Here is an 11,750-nt window from a genome sequence, read left to right as displayed (position 1 = left end):
GGACGTGGCGTTCTTAGTCTTGTCCTTATTTCGGGCCTTTACATTATAAAGCGAGGCGACTTGCCCTAGGAGCCGCAGCTTGATTGGGCAGTTTGACCACCGCTTATCCTCTATTGATTCCTCTGAGTTTTGAAGTGGGGGTCATACTGCCCTTTAGACTGCGATAAAAAATTATGGAGGTACAGGCATGCAGCAAAATGAGCAATGGTCATCGAAGATAGGATTTATTTTAGCATCGGCAGGTTCAGCAATCGGACTTGGAGCTATCTGGAAGCTTCCGTATGTGACAGGAACAAGCGGAGGCGGGGCATTTATTTTATTATTTCTGTTATTTTCCCTTTTAATTGGTTTTCCGCTTTTGCTGGCCGAGTTTGTGATTGGCCGCAGTACGGGGAAGGAGGCAATTTCGGCATATAAGGATATTGCTCCAGGAACTAAATGGCACTGGATAGGCTACCTTGGCGTATTCACGTGTTTTCTGCTTTTATCCTTCTATAGTGTAATAGGCGGGTGGATTCTGAAGTACATTGTATACGGGGTTACCGGCTCTATGAATGGTGCAGGCAATTATGAGGAGCTATTTGGCGCAGCCGTGTCAGACTCTGTGTCTGTTGTAGCGGCACAGGGGATCTTTTTATTCATAACTGTTTTAGTGGTTGCCAAAGGCGTCCAGAAGGGGATCGAGCAGGTCAGCAAAATTATGATGCCGGCTTTGTTTCTTTTATTTATTATTTTGATTGCACGATCTCTGACACTGGATAATGCGATGGAAGGCGTCTCGTTCTTTTTAAAGCCTGATTTTTCAAACTTAACATCTGAAACCGTCCTATATGCGATGGGCCAATCGTTTTTCTCTCTAAGTGTCGGGGTATCGGTTATGGTAACGTACAGCTCTTATCTATCTAAAAAAGAAAATCTGATGCAGCCTGCATTTTCTGTTGTCGCAATGAATCTATTTATTTCAGTTCTGGCTGGACTGGCAATTTTCCCTGCTGTGTTCTCATTGGGCTTTGAGCCTGCTGCAGGTCCCGGCTTATTGTTCATTGTCCTGCCATCTGTTTTCGATCAGATTCTGTTTGGGCGGGTGTTCCTGCTCTTCTTCCTTGCACTGTTTCTATTTGCAACCTTAACATCCGCTTTTTCAATGCTTGAAATTGTGGTGGCTGCTCTGACGAATAAGAAGGGAAGTGGCAGAACCCGTGCAGCCTGGCTGACAGGACTGGCAATTTTTATCGTCGGGGTTCCATCTGCATTATCCTTCAGCAGCTTATCAGATATTTCAATTTTCGGCAAAATCATCTTTGATGCTGCTGATTTCCTTGTCAGCAACATCTTGATGCCGGTTGGAGCTTTGCTGATCTCCATATTCGTCTCATACAGAATGAAGAAAGACCTGCTGAGAAGTGAATTGATTCAAGGTTCAAAGTCGCTGAACGGAATCTTCTCCTCGTGGTATTTCCTTCTGCGCTATGTAGTTCCTCTGGTTATTATCATTGTATTCCTTGATTCACTGCAGATTATATAATAAAAACGAGGGATGGCAGCTAACAAGTGCCATCCCTCGTTTTATGTTACAGCCATCCCCGTTCATATTGCTTAGGAGGTTCGATTGATGCGCCAAGTTCTTTTGCTGCTGTCCGCGGCCAATAGGGGTCTCTCAGTAATTCTCTGGCAATAAAGACTAAATCAGCACGCTCGTTTTGGAGGATTTCTTCAGCCTGCAGGCCAGATGTAATAAGCCCGACTGCACCAGTCTGGATATTCGCACCTTCTTTAATGATTTCAGAGAATTTGACCTGGTAGCCAGGGTAAGTATGTATTCTGGCCGGCACTACTGCTCCGGAGCTTACGTCAATTAGATCCACTCCCTGCTCCTTCATCCATTTTCCCATTTCTGCATAATCTTTTGCGGTCAACCCTTCATCATGATAATCATGGGCTGATACTCTGACAAATAAAGGTCCATCCCAAACGGCTTTAACGGCTTCAATGACTTCACCGAGGAAGCGATACCGGTTTTCAGCCGATCCCCCATACTCATCACTCCGTTTATTGCTTAGGGGTGAGAGAAACTCATTGATCAGATATCCGTGTGCCGCATGAATTTCAATTACTTCAAAGCCGGCCTTTTTCGCTCTTTCAGCGCCTTTTTTGAATGCCTGGACAGTTTCTGATACTTCTTCTTTTGTCATTTCTTTTGGTGTTTTCATTTTTTCATTAAAAGCAACAGCGGATGGGGCGAGAATTTCTCCTTCAACAGTCGCTTTTCTTCCGGCATGTGCCAGCTGTATTCCAGGTGAAGCACCGTGTTCTTTCATTAGCCCGGTTAAATCCTTCAGGCCTGCGATGTGATCATCACTCCATATTCCCAGATCCTGAGGAGAAATTCGGCCCTGCGGAGTCACGGCAGTTGCCTCCAGGATGATTAATCCCACCTGTCCGACTGCCCGGCTCGTATAATGAGTCCGGTGCCAGTTTTCAACCATTCCGTCTTCATTATGGCTTGAGTACATGCACATCGGTGCCATAACAATTCGGTTTTTAAAGGTGACTCCTTTAATTGTAAAAGGTGAAAAAAGCTTTGTTTCCATAATTTCTGCCTCCTTATTTCGCTATCCTAAATATTAAGTATATCAGGCAGTTCCAAAAATGAAAAAGAACATGCATTAAGGAAGGTGTGTGCTTTCAATGTTTATTCCTCAGTTCGCTTAACTTATATAATGTACCTCTCCAGACTATGCCGCCCCGTACTAAGGTCAGGATGCTGGCACGGATTATGGAATAAATAAACAGGAGAGCTGTAATTGGAAATACAGTAAACAGAAGCGGAGAAAAATTGGTCATTCTTTTTGTAATGATTGTATAAACACCTGCTAAAAAAATGATGTTTGCAAAGCTTAGATTGAAAATTACTTTGTCAGTTGAAAAGATGGTGAGAAAGGGAAGCACCTGTGAACTGAATGTGCCGGCAATTGCAAAGAGCACCATGCTAATTCGGTAATGGAGGCCTGCAAAAGTATTTTTCTCCAATCCTTTGAAGGCTTCTATTAAACTTTCATACCATTCAACTTCAATCAGGTCCATCGCCGTTGCAAATTTTTGCCTGAGGTTGTTTTGTTTGATTTTCATTCCAAGCATTAAATCATCATCAGGCCGCATTTTTATTGCCTTGTGTGTTCCGATTGCTTCATAGGAACGCCTGGACACCATGTTAAATGCCCCAATGCCAACTCCGCTCTTTGAACGTGGATTGTTAGCGAGCCAGGGGCGCTTATAATAGGAGAAGCCAAAAAGAAAAAAAGCAATGAACGTGTTGAGCCAGAAGCTCCTGCCCGTCAAGCTCGGTGCCGCCGTTAAATGATCAAGTTCATTCTTGCTGAAATAATGAACCGCCTTGCTGAAGGCCTCCTTTTTAAATAACACATCGGCATCTGTAAACAAGATTAATTCCCCTGATGATTCCATATATCCTTTATAAAGAGCGTGGTTTTTTCCCAGCCATCCGCATGGGAGGGAATCAATATGAATACATTTAACCCTTGAATCATTCTTCTGAATATGGTCCATGATGCTTCCTGTCCTGTCGGCTGAACGGTCATTGACCAATATCCATTCAATGCGCTTATAGCTTTGCCGCAGCTGGGTTTCTAAGCTCTCCGCAAGCTTGGCTTCTTCATTCCTTGCCGCTGTAATAACAGAAAGAAGGGGGCCTTCAGTCATCGTATTGCTATCTTCAAGGCGGTCCAGGCTTTTTAGTCCCAGAACGGCATCAATTAGTACTGCAATCCATACCAGGAGGCTTGCGCTTAATAGAATAATGAGCATTTGCAGGTTTCTCATCCTTTTTTAGACGACGTTTTTTAGGGGAGATGCTGTCAGCTAAATTTTCACTGTGCTGCTGAAGCTTTGGCCAAGCCGCCTGGATTGCGCTGTCGCTTCCTTGATGCATTCAATGAAAGCTTCCTGCACTCCGTTCGCTTCAAGCACTTTTACACCTGCTTCGGTGGTGCCGCCAGGGCTTGTTACTTCCTTCCTCAGCTGCTCGGGGTCCTTGGCTGATCGGGCCAGCATTTCGGCTGCCCCGATGAGTGTCTGGATGATAAATTCTTTCGCCATACCCTTTTCGAGTCCGATTTCTTCCGCGCTTTTTTCCATAGCTTCCGCAAGATAGTAAATATATGCCGGTCCGCTGCCTGACAGGCCTGTTACAGCATCCAGCTGTTTTTCCTCAACAAATGCTGATTTTCCAACTGTATCAAAAATGCCTCTTACTGCTTTCATCTGTTCTTTGGACACTCTTTCATTAGCCGATAAGGCGCTTGCTGATTTTCCGACTGCTGCTGATGTATTGGGCATGGCTCTTACGACTGGCAGCTTTTTTTCTGCCAAAAGTTCAATGCTTTCGATCGAAACTCCGGCGAGAACGGAAATGATCAGCATGTCTTCATGTAAATAAGGCTTTATGAGATTGATGGCTTCCTGAGCATCTTTTGGCTTCATCGCTAAAATAACAGCGTCAGCCCCGCTTAATAGTTCACTGAGATTATAAGTTATCTGAACGCCATAGGCTTTTTGCAGGGATTGAAGTTTTTCCCTGCTGCATCTGTTTGTCACCCAAATATTGCTGCCGGTAATGAGCCGGCTTTCGACGATTCCTGATATTAACGCTTCTGCCATTGATCCTGCTCCTGCAATAGCTAATTTTTTCATTTGCTGTTATTCCTCCTTATTGTTGCTCTATTTACCGGCTGTTAAAATAAAAAAGCCTTTCCATCCAGTAAAGGACGAAAAGACTTTGCTTCCGCGGTACCACCTTCATTGCCTTTTCTTTCTTCGTGCAGCATGCCTGCCGCAGCCGCTGTGTTTTGAAAAGGCATCTCGATCCCGATAACGCCGGGGGTGCGTTTAGGTTTTCCTAACAGCTCATAAGGCAGGTTCAATGGTCAAGTGGACGGTGAAGCCTTTCAGCCGTTTGAGCTTCACTCTCTTTCGCCGTTTTCCATTTACTAATCTTATTCATCGCCATGTTTCTGCTGTAGAAGTACAGCTTTGATTTATGAAAATCAAATTTTAATTGTGATTATGCAAGAAGACACACTTATTTGTCAAGAAGTATTTTTCAAAAAATTATCAATATTGCATAAAAGTTATGTGAAAATAATGACAATTACTAAAAAGAACGGTACACTTATTTTTATATATGTAAATTTGTAAATTATGTTATTAAATTCCGTTAATATATGCGTATGGCAAATGCTGATATTTTAAGGGGATAACAGAACTGTTTACTAAATGATGCATGCCTGCGGAAGTATATAGAAAAACAGCTTTATTTTATTTAAATATAGTGATTTTAGGGGGATTGTAAAATGGCAAAATGGAAGGATGGTATTGCAAAGCTTGTGATCCCGACACCTTTTCCTGTCGGCGACGTTAATGTATATGCAGTAAAAGGGGAAAAGCTGACTCTTGTCGATGCCGGGCCTAAAACGGATGAAGCATGGGAAGCTTTAAAATCCCAGCTTAAAGAGCTGAATTTAACTCCCGGTGATTTTGAACAGGTTGTTCTCACACATCATCATCCCGATCATGCCGGGCTGCTTGACTTTTTCCCGGACAATCTTGATGTGTTCGGGCACCCGGTTAACCAAAGGTGGCTGTCCCGTACTGACGAATTTCTAAAATTTCATGATGAGTTTTACATAAAACTGTTTAACGAATTTGGAATTCCTGAAAGGTATGCTTCCTTTATTAACAAAATGAAAAAGACTTTGCGCTATTCCTGCAATCGTACCCTGACAGGAGAGCTGAAAGAAGGCAGCCAGCCTGAAGGGCTTAACGATTGGACGGTAACGGAGACCCCCGGGCATGCACAGAGCCATATAGGTTTATTCAGGGAGAAAGATGGTGTATTCCTTGGAGGAGACCATTTGCTTGCACACATTTCACCTAACCCTATCCTGGAGCCGCCGCTTCCCGGCAATGCGGAAAGACCGAAGCCGCAGCTTCAGTATAACGAGTCTCTGAAAAAACTGCGGCAGCTGCCGATATCCCTTTTTTATTCCGGACATGGAGAGGATATTACAAATGTGAATGGGTTAATAAGCGAAAGGCTTGGCCGCCAGCATGAGCGGGCAATGAAAGTAAAGGCATGGCTTGAGTCCGAATCGCTTACTGTTTTTGAGGTATGCCGCCGCCTTTTTCCGAAGGTTTATGAGAAGGAGCTTTCCCTGACCATTTCCGAAACAGTCGCACAGCTTGACTATTTGCATTCAATAGGAGAGATTTATATAAATAAAGAGGAGGAAGCATTCTTGTATTCCGCATCAAAAGAGGTGGTTTGATTGTCAGACAGATTAAAAAATAAAAATGTGATTATCACCGGTGCATCAGGCGGAATCGGGGCGCAAATGGCCGTCCTTTGTGCCGAGAGGGGAGCAAATCTTGTCCTTCTTGCCCGCCGCCTTGACAAATTGCAGGAGCTGCAGGCAGACTTGCGGAAGCGCTTTTCAGTCGATGTTCATGTGGATAAGCTTGATGTTTCAGACACTGACGAAGTTTCGGCTGTTTTTTCAGAGATCATTGCCCGGTTTGGTCACATAGATGTGCTTGTGAATAACGCCGGCTTCGGTGTTTTTCGCGAGGCGCATGAAGCAAAAGTTGAAGAAATAAAAGGAATGTTTGATGTAAACGTTGTTGGCTTAATGGCCTGCACGAGCATGGTGCTCCCAGTGATGAGGAAACAGAGGAGCGGCCATATTATTAATATCGCTTCACAGGCCGGTAAAATGGCCACACCGAAATCGAGTGTCTATTCCGCAACCAAGCATGCGGTTCTTGGCTATACAAACAGCCTTCGGATGGAGCTTGCTGACAGCAATGTATTTGTGACTGCAGTTAACCCCGGACCTATTGAAACCAATTTCTTTACGATTGCAGATGAAAAGGGCACATACGTGAAAAATGTCAGCAAATTTATGCTTAAGCCTGAATACGTGGCCCGCAAGGTAGTCAATGCCATGCTGCGGCCTGTCAGGGAAATCAACCTTCCGCGGTGGATGAATGCGGGGAGCATTATCTATGCCCTTTTTCCAGGCCTGTTCGAAAAAATAGGAAAACGCGCATTCAATCAAAAATAGAAGCTCAGAAGCTGCAGCCAAATGCCTGCAGCTTCTTTTGTTTTTGGCTGGTGAGGCGTCTATCCTGGGGAGAAAGAACCACTTTTAAGAAAAACCGCGTAAAATTTCCATTGAAACCGAACGCATATTCGCTTAATATAATGGGTATACATATACAGAACGGATGTTCTTGTGATATATATTTTTTTGGGTTCAGAGGGGCTATGCAGCATAGAAGCTGATAAGCAGCGTCTTACGCTTTTTTTTGAAGGAGGATGTCGAAGTCATGGTTGATTACAGCTCAATGCCGAACAATCAAATTTTGTGTGTTGATATGAAGAGCTTTTATGCAAGCTGTTCTGCTGTCATGCTTGGTCTGGATCCTCTTGACTGCTATCTTGTAATTGCCGGGAATGTGGAACGGAAGGGGAGCGTTGTTCTGGCGGCCTCTCCACGAATGAAAAAAGAGTTTGGAATAAAGACAGGGTCCCGTCTTTTTGAGGTCCCCCAAGATCCGCGCATTCGAGTTGAGGAGCCGAAAATGGCGACTTATTTAAGAATCTCCACTGAAATCACCAGAGTGTTTAACCGATATGTCCCCAAGGAAGCCATCCATACGTACAGTGTCGATGAAAGCTTTATAAAAGTAGACGGCGCATTGCATCTCTGGGGTGATGCCCAGACGATTGCCTGGAAAATAAAAGATGATATTGAACGGGAATTTCAGCTTCCCTGTGCCATAGGAATAGGGCCTAATTTGCTAATGTCAAAGCTCTGCCTGGACCTTGAGGCGAAAAAAAAGGGAGTTGCACAATGGACGTATGGAGATGTAAAAACAAAGCTGTGGAATATATCCCCGTTACGGGAAATGTGGGGCATCGGCCGCCGTGTTGAAAAGACATTGAATGGAATGGGGATTTTTACAGTCGGCCAGCTTGCCCGCTATGATCTGGCTAAGCTCGAGAAGAAGTTTGGGATTATGGGCAATCAGCTCTATCACCATGCATGGGGTATTGATTTGTCGGAAATAGGCGCGCCGATTATGGCAGGGCAGATCAGCTTCGGCAAAAGCCAGATTTTACTGAGGGATTACAAAGAGGAAAAGGAAATTAAGCATGTGGTCCTTGAGATGTGTGAAGAAGTGGCAAGAAGGGCCCGCAGCCACCGCAAAGCCGGCAGAACCATCAGCTTTGGCCTTGGCTACAGCCAGGATGAATTCGGAGGGGGATTTTACCGCTCCAGGACAGTTGATCAGCCAACCAATATTACGATGGATCTTTATCGGGTCTGCCTGGAGCTTTTTGACGAGAATTATGAGGGGAAAACAGTACGGCAGATTTCCATTTCCCTCGGCAATATTACGGATGACTGCGAAATGCAGCTGAGTCTGTTCGACTTGGATGGCTGGAAAAAAAGGGAGCTCGGCTATACTGTCGACCGGATCCGCTCCAAGTTTGGAGGAGGAGCTCTTCTGAGAGCCGTCTCTTATACAGGCGCAGGAACCGCCAAACACCGTGCGACATTGGTTGGCGGCCATAAAATGTAAAAGGAGGGTCAGCTTATGATTCGCGATCGGGGCAGAATTAAATGGACTTCCATGATGCTGCCGGAACATGTAAAGCTCTTAAGAGACTGGGCAAAGGAAGACACATACGAGCAAAAGCGGGAATTGGATGAGCAGAAGCTTGAATATATGAATGAAATTCTTTCGGAAGCAATGGAATTTCAAAAAAACGTTACACTTACACATTACAGGGGCAGAAATTATGAACTGGTTATCGGGAGCATTCATTATTGGGATGACCTTGGCCAAAAGCTTCATGTTGTTGACCGGTTTGGGGAAATTCACCGTATTTCCATTAACGATATAGCGGATGCGCGGTTCACGGAAGAATAGTGCTGTCTGAACTGGATGAATTTAAAACGGGTATTTTTGGGCGAGGGAAGCACCTTAACAGCAGGGAGGTGTATGAAATATGCCTAGAGGAAAAGAACTTGAACAGCTGCCAATGGCCAACGCCGCACCAGGGGCCGGGGAAGACAGTACGGACAGGGACCGGGAACGGCTTCAAGGGAGAGTACAGGATGAAAGAGCGACACCTGCAAGAATAAAAAGTGAAAAATAAAAAAAACGGGGATGACTGTCCCCGTTTTCACCATTATTGCTGCTTGTCATCGGAAGCTTTCTCCGCGCGGACACAGGATTGGAAAGTTCCTTTATGAGTGCCATCACAAAATGGGATTTTCAAAGATCTTCCGCAGCGGCAAAGGGAAAAGGTTTTTCCTGTTTCGAATTTATTGCCATCCATATCAATTAACTCTACATCACCTGTTACACGCAGCGATCCATTATCCATTACTTTAATCTGCGCCTTGGACATATCCAATCATCCTTTCTAAAAATCTTTATTAGGCGGCTCAATAGCAGCTGTCTCTTTCAGAAGCATGTTATGCTTATCTGTGTTAAAATCAGCATATGCAAAGGGGAGGTAGTTTTACAACATGGAAATAACATTAACTGAATTGGCGGCAGAAAAATTATCGGGACGGATTGCCGGCAAAGATGGATTCATAAAACTAAAGTATGATATAGACGGCTGCGGCTGTGTGGTAAGCGGAGTGGCGGCACTCTGGCTTGTTGAAGAGCTGGATGAAGATGACAGGGAAATCAAAACAAACACCGGCAGCGTATATGTGGAAAAATCCAAGGAAGTATTTTTGGATGAAAAATTAACGATAGACTTTTCAGAGAAGGCAAATTGCTATCAGTTAAAAAGCCCGAATCAGTATTTAAACCCAAGAATGAGCTTTATTGATAAAACAAAATAATAATGAAGTAGCAGACGGCCGCTGAGGGAAGGCGGTCTTTTTAATAGGCTGAGTAGGTAAAAATACCCTTCCGAAATTCTGGAAAATAAGGTTTTAATATATTAGTAAAAGGTTAGATAACAAGATGTTTGTCATTATGGGTGAAGAGAGTGCTGATTGGGGGAGATTCGAATGAAGTGGAAGTTATTTTTTCTGGCGGCAGCTTTCCTGATTTTGTCGGGGTGCAGTACGGCAACGATGGGCCAGGCGATTGATGATGGAATTCCATTCAATGTAAAAGAAGTCTTACATAAAGAAAAGGTAAAAGATGGAGTCATACTGCTGTATTTAACGCAGCAGAATGATGGGCAAAATGAGGTCGAGGCCATGGCAGCTGCCTATTTGAAAGGCAGTGACAAAAAGGGCTGGAAAAATGAAGGCCATAACCATTGGGAGCATTATGAAAATGAACATATGACCGTTTATTCAGATACTTTCTATGATTACGATAAGGAAGGTAATCTGGAAAACAGATTACCAATAATTTTTGGTGAAATTCAAAGCAGAGATATTAAAAAAGTAGAGGTAGCCGGCAAGGAAGAGAAATTCGAAGAAGCGGCTATTATCAAAAAAGAAAACAAACGCTATTATTTTAAAATGGGAAATTTTCATACTGCAAGAGGGCTGTCGGCAGATGGCAAGGAAATCATAAAGAAAAAGAAAAATTAGAAAATCTTATATGAAGCAGCTGGCTTACACTGAAGCCAGCTGCTTCTATTGTGATAAAGTATCTTTGACATACTGCTCCAAAAACTCGTCAATGACTTTTTCATAATCCTCTCTGTTTTCGTTAAAGGATTGGGCATGGATCCCATTGGCAGCAAGGTAAAGTTTTTTAGGGCCTTGTTTCTTTTCATACAAAGCTTCGGACATGGTCGGCAAAATAAAATCATCTTTTTCACTGTGGATAAACAGGATGGGCTTCTTTATGTTTTCTATAACTGATATAGGCGACACATCCGCAATGGAATATTTCTCCCGCATCCGCAGGAATAGATCGGCAACAGGCAAAAAGAGTTTCGCGGGCAGCTTCATCTCGGTTTTTAAACGATAAGCCAGCTGCTCCTTAAAATCAGAAAAAGGGCAATCGGCAATGTAAAAATCGGCACCGTCTTCAAGCATTCCCGCATAAAGGAGCATGGTGGCTGCCCCCATGCTTTCACCATGAATGCCGATCTGGATATCAGGCCCTTTTTCCGCTTTAAGCCAATCAACAATTGCTTTTAAGTCAAACTTTTCATAATGTCCGTAGCTTGTCGTCTTCCCCCCGGATTCTCCGTGGCGGCGATGATCATAGATTACTGCGTTAAACCCCCGCTCCAGAAAGAGGTTCATATATTTAATCGAGTTCATTTTGTTTTCCGTAACCCCGTGAGAAATAATGATATAGCGGCTGTTTTTATGGGGTTCGGCAGCCACGGCTTTTAAGTTATAGCCAAATGGGGAAGGAATAAGCACTTCTCTTTTCGGGAGGCTTTCATACTTGAGCAGATCAAGCCTGCCGGACTCCTTCTCCCTTTCTAAAATAAAGTCATCTTCCTTCTTTTTCATAAACATAAGCCTATTTGTAAAATAGACGCCGAGTGATGAAAGAAAGAGAACGATGGAAAATAAATAACGCAAAAACCTTCTCAAATCCATCCCTCCATCTTTTTTCTATATCGCGGTCTAACGGGCAGTAAGCCCCCCACTTCAAGACTCAGAGGAATCAAAGGAGGATAAGTGGGGGGCTTACTGCCCGTAAAGGCCCGATTGGTGAGATAC

General features: G+C 43.9%; 13 protein-coding genes. 8 read left to right on the top strand and 5 right to left on the bottom strand.

Features of this window, described 5'->3' with window-relative positions; translation table 11 throughout:
* The first annotated feature begins 187 nt into the window (after positions 1–187).
* Complete coding sequence (locus CE058_RS22760) at positions 188–1,525, top strand: sodium-dependent transporter (protein ID WP_163145126.1); 1,338 nt, start codon at positions 188–190, stop codon at positions 1,523–1,525.
* A gap of 46 nt (positions 1,526–1,571) precedes the next feature.
* Here CE058_RS22760 and namA read toward each other — a convergent pair whose 3' ends face one another.
* From namA to proC, 3 genes are all read right to left on the bottom strand, one after another.
* Positions 1,572–2,591 carry an NADPH dehydrogenase NamA gene (gene namA / locus CE058_RS22755; RefSeq protein ID WP_163145125.1) on the bottom strand — a complete coding sequence of 340 codons (1,020 nt, stop codon included), beginning with the start codon at positions 2,589–2,591 and terminating at the stop codon, positions 1,572–1,574.
* Between the two features lie 94 nt (positions 2,592–2,685).
* Positions 2,686–3,825, bottom strand: a complete 1,140-nt coding sequence (locus CE058_RS22750; protein ID WP_163145124.1) for a glycosyltransferase family 2 protein — start codon at positions 3,823–3,825, stop codon at positions 2,686–2,688.
* Positions 3,826–3,879: 54 nt separating this feature from the next.
* Positions 3,880–4,710, bottom strand: a complete 831-nt coding sequence (gene proC, locus CE058_RS22745) for a pyrroline-5-carboxylate reductase (protein ID WP_048008194.1) — start codon at positions 4,708–4,710, stop codon at positions 3,880–3,882.
* A 659-nt stretch (positions 4,711–5,369) separates the two neighbouring features.
* Between proC and CE058_RS22740 the strand changes: the two genes are divergently transcribed.
* From CE058_RS22740 to CE058_RS24895, 5 genes are all read left to right on the top strand, one after another.
* Positions 5,370–6,344 (top strand): MBL fold metallo-hydrolase, encoded by a 975-nt coding sequence (locus CE058_RS22740; protein WP_048008193.1) that lies wholly within the window; start codon positions 5,370–5,372, stop codon positions 6,342–6,344.
* Entirely contained in the window at positions 6,345–7,139 is a 795-nt protein-coding gene (locus CE058_RS22735) for an SDR family NAD(P)-dependent oxidoreductase (protein WP_163145123.1), read from the top strand.
* 265 nt (positions 7,140–7,404) lie between these two features.
* Entirely contained in the window at positions 7,405–8,664 is a 1,260-nt protein-coding gene (locus tag CE058_RS22730) for a Y-family DNA polymerase (protein WP_048008191.1), read from the top strand.
* A 15-nt stretch (positions 8,665–8,679) separates the two neighbouring features.
* Positions 8,680–9,015, top strand: a complete 336-nt coding sequence (locus CE058_RS22725; RefSeq protein WP_048008190.1) for a YolD-like family protein — start codon at positions 8,680–8,682, stop codon at positions 9,013–9,015.
* 79 nt (positions 9,016–9,094) lie between these two features.
* Complete coding sequence (locus CE058_RS24895; protein WP_204260571.1) at positions 9,095–9,244, top strand: hypothetical protein; 150 nt, start codon at positions 9,095–9,097, stop codon at positions 9,242–9,244.
* A 33-nt stretch (positions 9,245–9,277) separates the two neighbouring features.
* Here CE058_RS24895 and CE058_RS22720 read toward each other — a convergent pair whose 3' ends face one another.
* Positions 9,278–9,499 (bottom strand): CDGSH iron-sulfur domain-containing protein, encoded by a 222-nt coding sequence (locus CE058_RS22720; RefSeq protein ID WP_048008188.1) that lies wholly within the window; start codon positions 9,497–9,499, stop codon positions 9,278–9,280.
* 121 nt (positions 9,500–9,620) lie between these two features.
* Between CE058_RS22720 and CE058_RS22715 the strand changes: the two genes are divergently transcribed.
* Complete coding sequence (locus tag CE058_RS22715; protein WP_048008187.1) at positions 9,621–9,947, top strand: iron-sulfur cluster biosynthesis family protein; 327 nt, start codon at positions 9,621–9,623, stop codon at positions 9,945–9,947.
* A 171-nt stretch (positions 9,948–10,118) separates the two neighbouring features.
* Positions 10,119–10,655, top strand: coding sequence for a hypothetical protein (locus tag CE058_RS22710; RefSeq protein WP_048008186.1), 537 nt, complete (start codon positions 10,119–10,121; stop codon positions 10,653–10,655).
* A 45-nt stretch (positions 10,656–10,700) separates the two neighbouring features.
* On the opposite strand, the gene CE058_RS22705 is transcribed toward CE058_RS22710, so the two are convergent.
* Positions 10,701–11,621 (bottom strand): alpha/beta hydrolase, encoded by a 921-nt coding sequence (locus tag CE058_RS22705; RefSeq protein ID WP_163145122.1) that lies wholly within the window; start codon positions 11,619–11,621, stop codon positions 10,701–10,703.
* Positions 11,622–11,750 lie beyond the last annotated feature (129 nt).

The organism is Bacillus sp. 22-7, from assembly GCF_010628845.1.
In the GTDB taxonomy this organism is placed as follows: domain Bacteria; phylum Bacillota; class Bacilli; order Bacillales; family Cytobacillaceae; genus Cytobacillus; species Cytobacillus firmus_B.
This window is presented reverse-complemented; position numbering and strand designations above follow the sequence as displayed.

Excerpts from the sequence above, each read along its gene's own strand:
- CE058_RS22740 (WP_048008193.1), top strand. The coding sequence starts at position 5,370 with ATGGCAAAATGGAAGGATGGTATTGCAAAGCTTGTGATCCCGACACCT.
- namA (WP_163145125.1), bottom strand. The coding sequence starts at position 2,591 with ATGGAAACAAAGCTTTTTTCACCTTTTACAATTAAAGGAGTCACCTTT.
- CE058_RS22720 (WP_048008188.1), bottom strand. The coding sequence starts at position 9,499 with ATGTCCAAGGCGCAGATTAAAGTAATGGATAATGGATCGCTGCGTGTA.
- proC (WP_048008194.1), bottom strand. The coding sequence starts at position 4,710 with ATGAAAAAATTAGCTATTGCAGGAGCAGGATCAATGGCAGAAGCGTTA.
- CE058_RS24895 (WP_204260571.1), top strand. The coding sequence starts at position 9,095 with ATGCCTAGAGGAAAAGAACTTGAACAGCTGCCAATGGCCAACGCCGCA.
- CE058_RS22715 (WP_048008187.1), top strand. The coding sequence starts at position 9,621 with ATGGAAATAACATTAACTGAATTGGCGGCAGAAAAATTATCGGGACGG.
- CE058_RS22730 (WP_048008191.1), top strand. The coding sequence starts at position 7,405 with ATGGTTGATTACAGCTCAATGCCGAACAATCAAATTTTGTGTGTTGAT.
- CE058_RS22760 (WP_163145126.1), top strand. The coding sequence starts at position 188 with ATGCAGCAAAATGAGCAATGGTCATCGAAGATAGGATTTATTTTAGCA.
- CE058_RS22750 (WP_163145124.1), bottom strand. The coding sequence starts at position 3,825 with ATGCTCATTATTCTATTAAGCGCAAGCCTCCTGGTATGGATTGCAGTA.
- CE058_RS22725 (WP_048008190.1), top strand. The coding sequence starts at position 8,680 with ATGATTCGCGATCGGGGCAGAATTAAATGGACTTCCATGATGCTGCCG.
- CE058_RS22710 (WP_048008186.1), top strand. The coding sequence starts at position 10,119 with ATGAAGTGGAAGTTATTTTTTCTGGCGGCAGCTTTCCTGATTTTGTCG.